This is a genomic window from Candidatus Binataceae bacterium, assembly GCA_035294265.1.
In the GTDB taxonomy this organism is placed as follows: Bacteria; Desulfobacterota; Binatia; order Binatales; family Binataceae; genus DATGLK01.
Genome location: DATGLK010000055.1, coordinates 25,473 through 39,721 on the forward strand (window position 1 = coordinate 25,473; position 14,249 = coordinate 39,721).

At 61.7% G+C, this 14,249-nt stretch carries 15 protein-coding genes and 1 riboswitch; of the genes, 3 read left to right on the plus strand and 12 right to left on the minus strand.

The window, feature by feature from the left end; all coding sequences use genetic code 11:
• Nucleotides 1-40: 40 nt before the first annotated feature.
• The 6 genes from VKV28_09600 to VKV28_09625 form a co-directional block, all read right to left on the minus strand.
• Entirely contained in the window at nucleotides 41-283 is a 243-nt protein-coding gene (locus tag VKV28_09600; GenBank protein HLH77045.1) for a ribbon-helix-helix protein, CopG family, read from the minus strand.
• A 384-nt stretch (nucleotides 284-667) separates the two neighbouring features.
• On the minus strand, nucleotides 668-1,075 hold the full coding sequence (locus VKV28_09605) for a hypothetical protein (GenBank protein HLH77046.1): 408 nt from the start codon (nucleotides 1,073-1,075) through the stop codon (nucleotides 668-670).
• A gap of 198 nt (nucleotides 1,076-1,273) precedes the next feature.
• Complete coding sequence (locus VKV28_09610) at nucleotides 1,274-2,083, minus strand: hypothetical protein (protein HLH77047.1); 810 nt, start codon at nucleotides 2,081-2,083, stop codon at nucleotides 1,274-1,276.
• Nucleotides 2,084-2,479: 396 nt separating this feature from the next.
• Nucleotides 2,480-2,686, minus strand: a complete 207-nt coding sequence (locus VKV28_09615; protein HLH77048.1) for a type II toxin-antitoxin system HicB family antitoxin — start codon at nucleotides 2,684-2,686, stop codon at nucleotides 2,480-2,482.
• 2 nt (nucleotides 2,687-2,688) lie between these two features.
• A complete protein-coding gene (locus VKV28_09620) occupies nucleotides 2,689-2,883 on the minus strand; it encodes a type II toxin-antitoxin system HicA family toxin (GenBank protein ID HLH77049.1) in 195 nt (64 codons plus the stop codon).
• Complete coding sequence (locus VKV28_09625; GenBank protein ID HLH77050.1) at nucleotides 2,880-3,554, minus strand: DUF3883 domain-containing protein; 675 nt, start codon at nucleotides 3,552-3,554, stop codon at nucleotides 2,880-2,882. Before VKV28_09625 ends, VKV28_09620 begins: the two co-directional genes overlap by 4 nt.
• A 363-nt stretch (nucleotides 3,555-3,917) precedes the next feature.
• Here VKV28_09625 and VKV28_09630 point away from each other — a divergent pair, with 363 nt between their 5' ends.
• Nucleotides 3,918-4,874 carry an amidohydrolase family protein gene (locus VKV28_09630; protein ID HLH77051.1) on the plus strand — a complete coding sequence of 319 codons (957 nt, stop codon included), beginning with the start codon at nucleotides 3,918-3,920 and terminating at the stop codon, nucleotides 4,872-4,874.
• A 13-nt stretch (nucleotides 4,875-4,887) separates the two neighbouring features.
• Here the strand turns inward: VKV28_09630 and VKV28_09635 are convergent, their stop codons facing one another.
• Entirely contained in the window at nucleotides 4,888-5,808 is a 921-nt protein-coding gene (locus VKV28_09635; GenBank protein ID HLH77052.1) for an LLM class flavin-dependent oxidoreductase, read from the minus strand.
• Between the two features lie 190 nt (nucleotides 5,809-5,998).
• Here VKV28_09635 and VKV28_09640 point away from each other — a divergent pair, with 190 nt between their 5' ends.
• Nucleotides 5,999-6,325: an NIPSNAP family protein gene (locus tag VKV28_09640; protein HLH77053.1), complete on the plus strand. Its 327-nt coding sequence runs from the start codon at nucleotides 5,999-6,001 to the stop codon at nucleotides 6,323-6,325.
• Between the two features lie 145 nt (nucleotides 6,326-6,470).
• Nucleotides 6,471-6,678: riboswitch (cobalamin riboswitch) on the plus strand.
• A gap of 137 nt (nucleotides 6,679-6,815) precedes the next feature.
• The gene (locus VKV28_09645; GenBank protein ID HLH77054.1) at nucleotides 6,816-9,275 is read left to right on the plus strand and encodes a carbohydrate porin; all 2,460 of its coding nucleotides are present in this window, start codon (nucleotides 6,816-6,818) and stop codon (nucleotides 9,273-9,275) included.
• A 60-nt stretch (nucleotides 9,276-9,335) separates the two neighbouring features.
• On the opposite strand, the gene VKV28_09650 is transcribed toward VKV28_09645, so the two are convergent.
• The 5 genes from VKV28_09650 to VKV28_09670 form a co-directional block, all read right to left on the minus strand.
• The gene (locus VKV28_09650; protein ID HLH77055.1) at nucleotides 9,336-9,719 is read right to left on the minus strand and encodes a RidA family protein; all 384 of its coding nucleotides are present in this window, start codon (nucleotides 9,717-9,719) and stop codon (nucleotides 9,336-9,338) included.
• Between the two features lie 91 nt (nucleotides 9,720-9,810).
• On the minus strand, nucleotides 9,811-12,024 hold the full coding sequence (locus VKV28_09655) for a bifunctional (p)ppGpp synthetase/guanosine-3',5'-bis(diphosphate) 3'-pyrophosphohydrolase (GenBank protein ID HLH77056.1): 2,214 nt from the start codon (nucleotides 12,022-12,024) through the stop codon (nucleotides 9,811-9,813).
• A complete protein-coding gene (gene gmk, locus VKV28_09660; protein HLH77057.1) occupies nucleotides 12,012-12,626 on the minus strand; it encodes a guanylate kinase in 615 nt (204 codons plus the stop codon). Before gmk ends, VKV28_09655 begins: the two co-directional genes overlap by 13 nt.
• 52 nt (nucleotides 12,627-12,678) lie before the next feature.
• Nucleotides 12,679-13,572, minus strand: coding sequence for a YicC/YloC family endoribonuclease (locus VKV28_09665; GenBank protein HLH77058.1), 894 nt, complete (start codon nucleotides 13,570-13,572; stop codon nucleotides 12,679-12,681).
• Nucleotides 13,560-14,249 (minus strand): glycosyltransferase family 4 protein (locus tag VKV28_09670; protein ID HLH77059.1); only part of this gene is annotated, 690 nt, incomplete at its 5' end. The genes VKV28_09670 and VKV28_09665, both read right to left, overlap by 13 nt.

The window sequence follows — 14,249 nt, forward strand, 5'->3', positions numbered from 1 at the left end:
TCCTGCTACCCGAAGCTCAAGCTGGTGTGGCACGCCGCATCTAGGCGCGGGCCGCTGCGACAGCTTGATGCGACACCGTCAGTGGCACCAACTCTTTTGTCTCGTGAGTCTTCGGATCTTGCGACATGATCTTGCGCCCGGCGCGCTGCTCGTCGATTAGCCATGCGTAGATTTTCAGCGCGTCTCTGATAACGGCCGACATGGACCGCGCGCCGGTAACCTCTGCGAGACTGTTTATCGCAGCGTACGTCTCGTCCGTGAATTCAAATTGTACTTTCCGCATGATGACTTCCTTATCGGCCTGGCGATGCGTTCAAGTCTGCACGCGCGCAGACCATCGACCAAATCAACCGCTCGAACGGATGCCGTCAAACTCGCTGTAGTCCTTGCGTGGATCGACTAGCTTGCCCTTGGCCGGTTCCTCTTGCCTCTTCCTGCCTTCCGAATGGCTTCGCACTTCCAGGTCCGACCCCGGTTCATCCAACCCGATCCCATCAAATTCGGAACCGGTCGTCCGTGTGTCGACCCGCTCAGCCATTCTCTCGACCCTCTGACCATGGCCGTACCATGGATAAATTACATAGTTTTCCCATGTTTTTTCAAGTGGTTTTACTACCTTGGAACGGCCAAAAGCATGGCATCGAGCAGGCGCGCGCTACCGATGCGATTACCCCTCGCGTCGAAGACCGGTATCCGCGCCGCCGCTTTGTTCGCGCAATTGCACGCGCACCCGTTCGACCGGCAGCACCCTTTCGCATGCCGGGCAGGTCGCATTACCTCGTGCGACGGTTCCGCGCGCGACCTGCTTCTCGCTCTTCGGTTGGAAGACTTCAGGCTCGATATAGCGCGGCTGACCTTCGGGCCGTCTCACTTCATATTTAAGGGCTCGAAGTCGGCTCGCCTTCTTGCAGAGCCAGAACGAGCGCACCAGCGGAATCTCGGCGCCGCAGTTCGGCGATTCGCATCGGACGGTCCGCGCCCACAGGCACGCGATGGGAACGGCTCCATCAGGATCGGGCGGATAATACTGCGCGAGTTCCTTTTCGGCCTGTTTCTTTATCTCCGCGCCGACCATCCGGGCAGCTGGGACCGCAGGGGTCGGGTAGCAGCAGCGCGAACAGCATCGCGCGGCATACCGCGGGCGGCCGTCGCACCCACCACGGATGAAGTGTGCTCGGATGCCCGTGCCGAACGGACTTCTCGCGCGCCGAATGCGCGCTCACCACCGCAATCGGAAAATCCACCTCCGCCAGCCGCTTACATTCCTTGGGGATCACCGCGCCGCTCCAATAGTCGCTCGTATCCTATCCGCAAGTTGCTGGCGCAGTTCGGCGGGTTGCTCCCAGACAATGTGGTTGTACTGGCGGGTGTCAAAATGGACGTTGTTGAAATCGTCCGTCCGACAGCACCAGATAACGGGTAAGCCGAGCGCCATTGCGAAACCCGCTTCGAAGTAGACGCCCTGCCGCTGCATCGTTACATCGGCGACCAAGAACCGAGACCGTCGGATCTCAACTACGATGCGATCGCATATCTTCTCGTTGTGGTGCACCTTGTCGACGCGCAGCGGTTCATAGCCGGCTTGCCGGATCGCAGGCTCAATGCCATCGGAGAAGGCGCTGTCGAGGCTGTTGTCAAAGGACATGGCCACAAACGCACTGCGGGAGCCGCTTCCCGTCGCGCCGAGCTTCGCCCATCCGGCGTGTGTTATCGATGCCTCGCGGTCAGCATTCTCCTCGGGGCTCAGCGTCGAAACTAGCGCGCCTAACCCAGTCGGTTTTGAGATCCAACCCTCGGATACCAAGTGCTTGAGGTGGTAGTCGAACTCGACCGCAGATACGGCGTGAATCGCAGGGTAGTCTAGCTCTGCGTTGACGGTCGCTGGGGCGCCCGGGTGTGAGGTCCGGCGCTCCAGCAGGCGAAGCAACTTGTCCGGTTTCGCCGTGGCCGGAGTGTTGGCATAGGTTTCGGCGAGTTCTTCAAGTTTATTTGCCGTCCCTAGGTCAATTTCGACCCGGCCATGCCCGCTGTCGGTCTGCTCGCGAACGTATATCGACAGGTAAGGCGCAAGTAGCTGTCCCACCTTGCTGGTGTCGGTCGGATCCGCCCCCTTGGCGACAAGAAACGGCGGGACGTGCGGGAATGTTCAGGTCCAGAGGTCTGTGGTGCGCGCACACAATGCTGTAAATTTGCCGCAGCGAGGACATTTAACGTTCGCATCGTGGTCTTTCAACTCAAGTTCGCAGTCATGCTTACAGATAGGGCAATGGCCGTTCATGCGTTTTGTTATCCCTCCAACGCAGCAACCTTGGGCGCGTAGTGGTCGATCTTCCGAATCTCGTCCCATTGCAGTTGCGCGGGGTCCTTGATCGTCATCGGTCGAGGCCGATCCGCCCGTTTGCAACGAAAAACGACATACGGTCAATAGCTCTCGCGGGCGATCTTCGGCGGGCGTTGTTCGTTCTGCGCGAACCGGCTTTCACGCGTCGACGTACTCGCACACCGCCGAGGGCGACGGGACCGGCGCGCCGTCCTGGCGCAAACCATCGAGATGGAAGCGTATCGCCTCTTTGATTTCGCGTTCGGCTTCCTCGACCGTCGCGCCCGTGGCGACGCATCCCGGCAGGTCCGGCACATAAGCCGAGTAATTGCCGTCAGCCCTTTCGATCACAACCGCGTAGCGCATATCTATTGCCCTCGCTTGATCTGAGCCTGTTTGAAGATGCTATTCAATGTCCCCGGCGCAAGGTCATCCGATGGCTTTCCGGCCACGGTAACGCGTCCCGGTTTGGATGGATGCTTGAATTGCCGATGGCTGCCGCGCGTGGCTACAACATACCATCCGTCGTCTTCGAGCATCTGAATAACCTCGCGAACCTTCACGCTCTGGCCTCAAGGCTGGCCGCACGAAGCGCATAATAGTCAATTCTCCGGATCTCGTCCCATTCCAGTTGCGCGGGGTCTCTGATCGTCATCAGCCGCGGGCCATCCGGCTGTTTGCAGCGAGTCACGACGTACAGCCAGTAACAGTCACGTCTGTCTTCGCCGGTCCGCTTCTCATTCGGGGTGAGGGCAACAACGCCCTCGTCGCCGGCCAGCCCCTTCACCTCGATCAGGCGCAGTTCGCCGGAGTTCGCATCGAACGTCGTTATGTCGCATCCAAGATTCTTCTCATGAACATCCGCGACAACGCGACCCTGCGACCGCTCGTACTCCATCGCCACCCGCATGGCGATTTGTCCGGTCTCCGGGTCGGGCCGGAGATTGCGAACCTCGGGTTGTTCTGGTTCGGGATGCGGAAGGACCAGAACGGCTGTCATCCGTTCGAGACCCTGAAGGGTGAGCGACCGCTGGCGCTCAAGTTCTTCGCGCCGCCTATTCCGGCGCTCCATCAATTCGGCCTGGCGCATCTCGGCTTGGCGGAGGTTGCCGGCCGCTCCCTCGACGCCCCGCTCGACATCTTCCTGAAGCCGGGCGATTCGCTGATCTTCGCGGAAGATCAGTTCGGTCAGCGACGTCCCGACGTGCTGGCGGATTCGCTCGACCTCGGCCAAACGGTCTGTACAGGACTTCACCTGCCGTCACGGGTTGCTCGTCACTCACGCTCATCCCCCCTTGCGCATCTTTTCATCGCCATGCCGATTACGCTGACAAGCCTCCGGCTCGGCCGGCCAAGGTTGCTCGCTGGTCTGTTCTTGAACACTTTAAATAACCCGAATTTGCTTTTACAACCATATCTATCCAAAGCTCCACGATTCAGCTGACAAGCTTAGGAAAACAGTGGGAACAGGTTCCGCGGGCAGAGCCCGCCAGCGGAGCGGGGCACAGGCGGCGCGCTTGAGCGCGACGGCAGCCGGCGGCTAGGATGCGCCACAAGCGGACAGGAATCGGCCCGCTTCCTTGCAGGAGGATCCACCATGGCCGCGGCTGAGCGCATCGACGTGCACTTCCACTTTATCCCGCAATTTTTTCAGGAGGCCGCCTACGCGGCTGGCACCGGCCCCGCCATGGGCCGCTATCCCCAATGGTCTCCGGCGCTGGCCCTGGAAATGATGGACCGCTACGAGATCGCGCTGGGCATCACCTCGATCGCCGCACCCGGAGTCCATTTCACCGCCCCGGACGAGGCCCGCGCGCTGGCGCGTCGATGCAACGATTACGCCGCGGAACTGCGCGCCCAATGGCCGCGCCGCTTCGGCGCCTTCGCCACCCTCCCGATGCATCGGATGGCCGACGCCATCGCGGAAGCCACCTACGCGCTGGACCAGCTCAATTTTCAGGGGGTCTGCCTGTTCGCCAACTATGCCGGCAAGTTCCTGGGCGACCCGCTGTACGATCCACTGATGGCGGCGCTGAACGAACAAAACGCCGTCGCCTTCATCCATCCGGCGCTCCATCCCCTCACCTCTCAGATCGATCTGCCCTGGCCCGGCTTCCTGATGGAGTATGTCTTCGATACCACTCGCGCCGCCGTCAATTTGCTCTTTTCCGGCGCGTTGCAACGCTATCCGCGCATCCGCTTCATCCTGGCCCATGCCGGCGGCACGATGCCCTATTTCGCCTGGCGGCTATCGACCGCGCCGATGGTGGCCAGCTACTTGCCCCAGCTCACGCCCGAACAGGTGTTCGCCGGGATGCGCCATTTCTATTACGACAATGCGCTGTCATGCGGACCGACCACGATGAACGCCCTGCGCACCATCGCCGACCCCGAGCGCATCCTATATGGCAGCGATTGGCCTTTCGCCAACGACCGCGTGGTGCGGGAAGAGGTGAAGACCCACACCGCGCCGCAACTACATAGCAGCGAGCAGCGTAACGCTATCGATCGCGGCAACGCGCTCAAACTCTGGCCGGGGTTAACACAGGGCTAGCGGCGCGCCGTTTTCAGCGCGCGGCGACGACGTCGGCCAAGCGCTCCAGTTGATCGATATCCGAGGCGCAGGGCACGAACAGCAATTCGTCGCAGCCGGCGTCTTGGTAACTACTCAAGCGCTGGCGGATTGCCGCTTCGTCCAGGGCCGCACCGCTGACCAGGCGCTCGGCGATTGGCCCGGCAAAGGCGTAGTAGTCGCGCAGAAAGGTTTCGGCGTGGAATCGCGCCTTGGGTCCCAGAGCATAGTAGGCAAGCGATAAAAAGCGCGGCTGACCTGACCGTCCTCCCTCGCGCCAGAGTTCGCGTACGCGCGCGACGTTGGTGCGGAAAGCCTCGGGGCCGCCACCACCGCCAATCCAGCCATCGCCCACTCGGGCCGCTCGCCTTAGCGCAGCCTCGGTGGCCCCGCCGACGATCAGCGGCGGTCCTTGCGGGTGAGTAGGCGCAGGCCCGATCGCGCCCGCCATCCCCCGCTTTTCGCCGCTCCAAATCCGCCGCATCTCTTGGATTTGCGCGCTCAATTTGCGCCCCCGCCGCTCGCTATCCAGGCCTGCGCCGGTAAAGTCGTCGGTCCGTCCGCCCAATCCCAGCCCAACCACCAGCCGGTCCGCGCTGAGCCGATCCAGGGTCGCTAGCTCCTTGGCCAAAAGCGCGGTGTTGCGCAGCGGCGCAATCAGAATCCCAGTGGCCAGCCGCACCCGGCTAGTCACCGCCGCCGCTGCCGCCAAGCCCAGCAACGGCTCATAGTTGCCATAGACCAGGCGGTCGATGGCAGCCACGCTGGAAAAGCCGCGAGCTTCGGCCCGGCGTGCCCACTCCACAATCTGCTCGGGCGGTGTACCGGGAATCGTAAGTGGCAGAAACACGCCTGCTTCCATGCCATTGGCCTCGCTTAAGCCGGCACCGTCGGAATGCCGGGTTGGATGGCTCATTATTGCCCCTGATCTGTCAGCGTCAATCCTGGCGAGGTGCTCTTTGCTGGGTGCTCTGAAGCATGAGCGTAGTCAATCGCACGTTGACACTGGCGCAAGGGATATGCGCAAATGTTTTCGGTCCCGACCCAAAGCACTGCCAGCCAAGCGTGGGCCGCGCAGGCTTTCGTCTAGCGGAGGATTTGTCGCGATGATCCATGAACTACGTATCTATCATTGCCTGCCCGGCCGCCTGCCCGCGCTGCTTAAGCGCTTTGAGGGCGCCACTTTGAAGCTGTTCGACAAGCATGGCTTTCGTCAACTTGGCTTTTGGACCGTGGGCATTGGCCAGTCCAATCAGGATCTAATTTACATCCTAGGCTGGGAATCGCTCGCCGAGCGGGACCAGAAATGGGCGGCGTTTCAGCGCGATCCCGAATGGATCGCGGCTCGAGACGCCAGCGAGGCCAGTGGACCGATTGTCGCCAATATCAGCAACTCGATTCTGTACCCAACCAGTTTTTCGGCCGCCAAGTAATACCCTCGCCCGCCTGCCCGCGGTTTAGTGCTTCGTGCTCCCCAACAGCCGGTAGACTTTGGGGAGCACCCTTTCTCTATCGCTTTGGACGATCACTCAGCGGATGTTTGCTTGACAATAAATCCGCGCTTCGATATCACGACAGCGCAAGTTTGACGCTTCGGGTGCCCACAAGGGCATAACAGGGAAGCCGGTGAAAAGCCGGCGCGGTCCCGCCACTGTATGTGGCAAGTCGTCTTTGGTGTGAGCCACTCAGGCCCTGACCTGGGGAAGGCTGAAAGGCGGCGGCTAGGGTCGGAAAAACCCTAGGTAAGCCACGAGCCAGGAGACCTACCCGAAATGGATCGGACACAAAACTCCGCGTGGAAACGGAGCGTCCGTAGCCTTTGCCCTACCGGCTGCGTGTGCCTCGTTTCCTGAAGGAACGAGGTTTTTTTATGCCCATAAAGGTTTGGGATCCTGCCGCGCCCTGCGCTTGGCGTATAAGCGAATGAGCCGGTCATTGCGGCGCCAAGCCGCTGTGCTCCTTGGCGCTCTGGCTTTATTGGCGTTGAGTGCCTGGCTGGCCTTGGCGAGCCTGGCGGCCGCTATAGACCGCTCGGTGCTGGGCCTAGGCGCGTTGTGCTTTCTCTTCGGCCTGCGGCACGGTTTCGACGCCGACCATATTGCGGCGATCGACAACGTCACGAGGAAACTGCGGCAGGATGGAAAGCGCAGCCTCACCATCGGAGTGTTCTTCGCGCTCGGACATTCGGCGACCGTGATGCTCCTGTGCCTGCTTATGATCGCAGCCGGCCATTCGCGCGTCGGCCACGAGGTTCTCACCCGCTTGTCGGGCAGCAGTTTGAGCAGGCTTGCTTCGGCGGGTTTCCTGACCATTCTGGGCGCGATCAACGTCGCCATCTTTGTTCAATTGCGCCAACTCGCCAGCGCAACCGGCGCACAGGCCGACGGTTGGAACCGTGAGCTCGAGTCGCTGCTCAACCAACGCGGCATAATCGGGAGAATCTTTGCCACCCTCTACCGGCGAATAAGTGCGAGTTGGCAGATGCTGGTGGTCGGGTTTCTCTTTGGCCTGGGTTTCGACACCGCAACCGAGGTTGCGGTGCTCGGCTTCTCGGGCGAGGCGGCTTCCCACGGTACGCTGCCGCTGTGGGCCATTATGATCTTTCCGGTGATGTTTACGGCGGGAATGGCGTTGGTCGACGGGATGGATGGCGCCTTCATGATGGGCATGTACGATTGGGCCTTCTCCGACCCCGCCAGAAAGCTGTCATTCAATCTAACGGTCACCGGTGTATCGGCGGGAGTCGCCCTGGGCGTGGCGCTGGCGGAATGGATTCAATTCGCGGCTTCTCGCCTGGGCGGGCTACGCACGTTAGCCGAGAAGCTCGACTCTTCCTCTCTTGGTCTAATCGTTACGCTTATTCTGTTGGCGGCCTGGTCCTCGGCGGGGCTGCTGTATAGCCGGCGGAGAAAAGCTTCGCCCACCGCTCCCTCGGGGACCAACGGGCCAGAGTTTCCAGGCGGCCTCCCTCGACAATTTACGCAACCTCACACCGATACCGCGCCCGACCGGCAAGCATTTGGCCCGCTGTTGTTACTGTGCAGCGCTCTTCTTGGAGCCTCAACAGGAAATTGCCTGGCCAGTGAGGGAGAGCAGATCTGGAACTGGCACGTTCAGGGAGTCGTCGTCGGGCAAGGCGATCCGAGCTTTCGCGCCAAGTATTCGGGTCCACAAAGCCTCGATAACGCAGGCCAAGCCCAGGAGACTTTTGGATTCGATTTTTTTGGCGGCTTGCGCTTGTGGAGCGGGGCCGAGGCCCACGTGGACGGACTGATGTGGCAGGGCTTTGGATTGAGCGACACGCACGGCATCGAGGCCTTCCCCAATGGCGAGGCCTTCAAGGCTGGGACCCAAACGCCCAACCTGACCTTTGCGCGCTTGTTCCTGCGCCAGACCATCGGCCTTGGCGGCCAGCGCGAACAGGTTCGTGACGGCCTGCTCACCCTGGCAGGCGAACAGGACGTTTGCCGGCTCACCTTTACCGTTGGCCGGTTCACCCCACTGGATGTTATGGACCATAACGTCTACGCCCAGGACCCGGGGACACAGTTCATGAACTGGGCGATGATGGGCAACCTGGCTTGGGATTACGGCCAGGATACGATCGGCTATACGACAGGCGCGGCGATGGAGTTAAATCAGCCGAAATGGGCTTTGCGCTACGTATTTTTCACGATGCCGCCATACCACAATTTGCAGAATGTTGGCTCTGGTGATTCCGGTGACGACCAGTATCTGATGTGGCCCGCCCGCGGATCGTACGGCCCGTTCTTGCGCTCATGGGCGATGGCGACGGAAGTCGAGCGCCGCTATGGCATCAACGCCCATCCAGGGGCGATTCGGCTCCTCGCTTGGCTCGACGAAGCGAACATGGCCAGCTACCTCGGCGCGGCGGCCATTCTCCGCGCCAACGGTGCGAACGCGAATATCTCACCAGCCCAGGGTTATCATTACAAATACGGCTTTGGACTGAACTGGCAGCAGGAGATTATGCACCATGTCGGAATGTTCTCGCGCCTGGGCTGGAACGACGGCCGATGCCAGGCGCTAGAGTACACCGATGTCAACTGGACGGCATCGCTGGGTGTGAGTGTCGCGGGCGAGATGTGGCGCAGGCCCGGCGACTGCTTCGGGCTCGCGGGCGTCATCAGCGGTGCCTCGTCCGAGAACCAGAAATTCCTGGCGGCAGGCGGCCTGGGTATATTGGACGGGGACGGCGCGCTGAACTATGGCAGCGAGAAAGTCGTGGAGACCTTCTACTCCCTCCGAATCTGGAGAAACGTCCAGTTGACCGTCGATTACCAACTTGTTGCCAACCCGGCGTTTAATCAAGCGCGTGGCCCAGTCTCCGTGCTGGGCACGCGCTTGTACTTCGAGGTCTGACCTAGGTGCCTCTTACCGCGTAACCAGCTCAGGATCAGAGCGCGTGGAGGCGATAGCAAGCTAGCGCGGCCGGCATGCGATCGCTTCGACCTCAATGCGCGCGCCGCGTCCCAGCGCCGCCACCTGCACCGTGGAGCGGGCTGGAAACGGCTCCTTGAAGTGCTCGCGGTAGATCCGGTTCATCGCTTCGAATTCTTTCAGATCCGCCAAAAAGACCGTGGTTTTGACCACGTCGTTAAGCGACAGGCCAGCCGCTTCCAGCACCTCGCGCAGATTGGCCAGAACCCGGCGGGTTTCGGCTTCGATGCCCCCGGCCACGAGCTGACCGGTGGCCGAATCGATGCCCAGTTGTCCCGAGCAGAATACCCAGCCCTCAGCGGCGACTCCCTGCGAATAGGGACCACCGGGATTGGGCGCGCCTTTGGATGAGACCGAGCTTTTCATAGGCGAAACTCTAGTGAGGCGCTCGCCGTCGCGCCAGCACTACCCGATCGTGTCTCGGGCAGACCATGTGCCGCCCGCTCCCGGCCGTCGGCTAGTGCTGGGCGGGACGGTGGCCGTTGATGTGGCTCAGACGGGTGACCTTAAGCACGCCATCGATTGCGCCGATGGAATGCATCAGAGAATTAAGCTGGCTGGCGCTGTTGACGCTCAACTCGAACAGCGAGGATGAACGCTGGCTCAAATCGATGGTTTTGACTTGCGCATTGTTGATGTTGATCCCGGCGGCGGCGATAGTCTTGGTGATGGCGGCCAGCAATCCGGGTCGATCGACCCCAACGACCTCCAGGCGGATTGGATGTGAAGTGTCGTCGCCGGTATGCCAGACTACCGGCACGCGCCGCTGCGGATCGGTCTCCAGCGCCCGCGAGCAACTGGCCAGATGGATCGTGACCCCGCGGCCGCGGGTGATAAAACCGATAATGTTCTCACCCGGCAGCGGATTACAGCAATGGGCGAAGCGCACCAGCACGTCGCCCAGGCCCGAGACCACCACCGCGCTGGTGCTGCTCTTGCGCACATTCTTGCGCTCGGGACCCGGCGGCGGGGTTTCGGGCTTCTCGCCGCGATAGCTCTTGAGTTCCTCGGCGGTCAGCAGCTTGGCCAGGATTTGGTTGACGCCGATAATGCCGTAGCCGACCGCCGCCAGCAGCCCCTCGACGTCTTTTTGCGAAAATTCCTTGAGCGCGGCCTGAAGGCGTCCCTCGCGGCGTAATTGGTTGACCGAAAGCCCCAGGGATTCCAGCTCGTTGTCCAGTAAGGTAACCGCCAGCGCAATCGAACGCTGCGATTCCTGCGCCCGCAGCCATTGGCGGATACGACTCTTGGCGCGCGCCGTGGCGGCATAATTGAGCCAATCCTTGCCCGGAGTCTGCTTCTCGGAGGTGGTAACCTCCACCGTATCGCCCGACTGCAGCTTGTAGCGCAGCGGCACCATCTTGCCGTTGACCCGCGCGCCGATGAGGTGATTGCCAACCTGGGAATGGATGCGATAGGCGAAGTCGATCACGGTCGAGCCGGCAGGAAAGTCCAACACGTCGCCCTTGGGCGTAAAGACGAAAACCTCCTCGGGAAAGAGATCCTCCTTGACCGTGGAAAGGAACTCCTGCGGGTCGGCCACGTTCTGCTGCCATTCGATCAGCCGGCGCAGCCAGGCAAAGCGCTCGGTCTGGCGCGCCGAAACCCCACGCTCGCCTTCCTTGTAAGTCCAATGGGCGGCAATCCCCTCCTCGGCCACCCGATGCATCTCTTCGGTTCGGATCTGGACTTCCATCCGCTGCCCGCGCGGACCAATCACCGTGGTATGCAGGGATTGGTACATGTTGAGCTTGGGCAGCGCGATATAATCCTTGAAGCGACCCGGCACGGGCTTCCAGTTTGCGTGCACCACCCCGAGCGCTTCGTAACACTCGCGCACCGTGGCGATCATGATGCGGAAGGCCACCAGGTCGTAGATTTCCTCGAAGGCCAGCCCCTCGTTACGCATCTTGCTGTAGATCGAGTAGAAATGCTTGGGGCGTCCGGTTACTTCCGCTTTGACCCCAGCCTCGGCCAGGCGGGCGTTGAGAATCTCGATCACTCCGGCGATGTAGCGTTCGCGTTCAACTCGAGTTTTGGCCACGAAGGACTTGAGCATCTGATAGCCGGCCGGGTCCAGGTAGCGCAGGGCAGCGTCTTCCAGCTCCGACTTCAGCCAATAGATGCCCAGCCGATGGGCCAAGGGCGCATAGATTTCCACGGTCTCGCGCGCGATTTCGACCTGGCGGTCCGGGGCCAGATGGTCCAGGGTGCGCATGTTATGCAGACGATCCGCCAGCTTGATCAGGACGACCCGGATGTCATGGGCCATCGCGATGATCATTTTGCGGAAGTTTTCGGCCTGCTTTTCCTCACGGCTTTGAAAGGTGATTTTGGAAACTTTGGTAACCCCGTCCACCAGTCCGGCCACTTCGTTGCCGAAGCGATGCTGGATTTCGGCCAGCGACGTGGCGGTATCTTCGACCACATCGTGCAACAAGCAGGCGACGATGGAGGGCACGTCCAGTTTGAGCTGGGCAATTATCAGGGCCACGGCAAGCGGATGGGTGACGTAGGGCTCGCCCGACATCCGTAGCTGTTGTGCATGCTTGTGCGCCGCGTAGTCGTAGGCCGCACACAGTAAGGCGGGGTCGGCTTCGGGATGGTAGGATTGGACCCGGGTGACCAACTCCCGCAGTTGCTCGGGATGTGGAGGTTCTACGGTTTCCACGGCGCGAATCCTTCGCGCAGCCGAGGAATCTTGAGGCGCTCGGCGGCCACCACTGCGCTCAGCGCAGTCAGGGATTCTTCAATACTGCCGTTGACGATCAAATAATCGTACTCGCGGTACGCACTGGCTTCCTCGCGCGCGCGCGCTAGGCGATGGGCGATGGCGACTTCGCTCTCGGTCCGACGCCCCCGCAGGCGCTGCGCCAAATCCTCGAAACTGGGCGGCAGGACAAAAATCGAAACGGCGTCGCGGCCGTAGCGCTCGCGTAACTGGCGGCCACCCTGGATGTCGATGTCCAGCAGGATGTCGTGCCCCTCCCGAATGGCATCTTCCACTGGTTGGCGCGGGGTACCATAGCAGGCCTCGAACACCTGCGCCCATTCCGCCAGTTCCCCGGCTTGGCGCCGGCGCTCAAACTCGGGCGCGCTGACGAATTCATAGTCCACTCCGGCGCGCTCTCCTTCACGCGGCGCGCGGGTGGTTAGCGAAACCGACATGGACAGGTCCTGAATCCGCCCTAGAACCGCTCGCGACAGCGTGGTTTTACCCGCTCCGGAAGGAGCCGAAATGATAAAAACAATCCCGCGGCGCGAACAATCCATACTTTAGCTTATCTGAGCGCGCTGCCACATGAAACGGCCGCGAACAAAGATTCTATTCAAGATTCTGGACCTGTTCCCGCATCTTTTCCAACTCGCCCTTGATCGCGACCGCCAGCCGAGACAGGGCCACATTCTGCGACTTCGAGCCGATGGTATTCACCTCCCGTCCCACTTCCTGCAACCAGAATTCGATTTCCTTGCCGATCGGCTCGGCACGCTTGAAAAGCGCGCGCAAGGCTTCCAAGTGAGCGCTCAGGCGGGTCAGCTCTTCGGAGATATCGGCGCGCTGCGCCGCGCTGGCGGCCTCTTCGTAAAGCCGCTTTTCATCCAGCAGCCGCATTTCTTCCATCCCCAGGGTGTTGACCAGGTCTCGCACCCGCTTTTGGAACTGCAGCGTAATCGCCTCGCGCGACTGCTCGGCCAGATGGCTGATTTGCTTGACCGCGGCTCCGATTCGTCCCAACCGCGCGGCCATATCCTTAGCCAACGCGCCCCCTTCGCGGGCACGTTCTTGATCGAGCGCTTTCAAGGCTCGGGCCAGAGCCTTCCCTCCGATCGCAACTTCAGCCGCAATATCGGGTTCGGTCTCAGCAAGTTGGAAAATTTCCGGTCGCTGCAGCAGCACCCCTATCCCCAGCTCGCCATCGAGGTGAAGAAGTTTTTGCAAGGCGCGCAATTCCTTGACGTAGGTGCGGGCCAAGCGCTCGTTGACCAGCAACCCAGCCCCCGCGCGCGGGCTGCTCAGCGCCCGAATCGCAACCTCGACTCGTCCTCGGCTGACCACCGCTCCCACCTGCTTGCGCAATTCCGCTTCGGCTTCGCCCCAACCGCGCGGCAGGTTGAGCTTGATCTCCAGAAAGCGCTGATTGACCGAGCGCACTTCCGCGCTGACCTGCACTCCGCCACGCTCGATCCGCGCTCGCCCGTAGCCGGTCATACTGCGCATCGATTATCTCCTTTCAGCAAAACCTCCTCATACAGCGCCATCGTGCCGCGTGCCATCGCCTGCAAACTGAAGCGCTCGACGATGCGCATTCGCGCGGCTTCGCCCATTCGGGCGCGCAAGTGGGGCGAACCTGCAAGGGCAGCCAGGGCATCAGCCAACGCCGCGGGTGCCCCTGGCGCCACCAGCCACCCGCTGCGTTCGTGCTCCACTATCTCGGGCATCCCACCGGCCGCGCTGGCGACCACAGCCTGCCCACACGCCATCGCTTCCAGCAATGCGACTCCAAGCCCCTCTTTCGTCGATGGATGTGCAAAGATATCGATGGCCCAAAATAGCGCGCGTGGATCCGCGAGACCACCGAGCAAGGCAACCCGCCCGGTCAGCCCGGCCGCGTCGGCCTGGGCCTGCAGGGCTTGGCGCTGCGAGCCTTCGCCGGCCAGTAGCAGTCGTGGAGCAAGGCCGCGACGACTGAGCAGGGCCAGCGCGTCGATCAGATGGCGATGCCCTTTTCGGGCCTCCAGACTGCCCACGGCGCCGATCAACAATTCGTCGTCGCGCGCGCCCAGCGCGCGGCGGGCCGCCGCGCGCTGGGCCGCCTGGGGCGGCTTGAAGTGGCTGCAATCGACCCCGCTGGGAATAATCGCGATCCGATCGCGCCTGACTCCGGCATCGGCAAG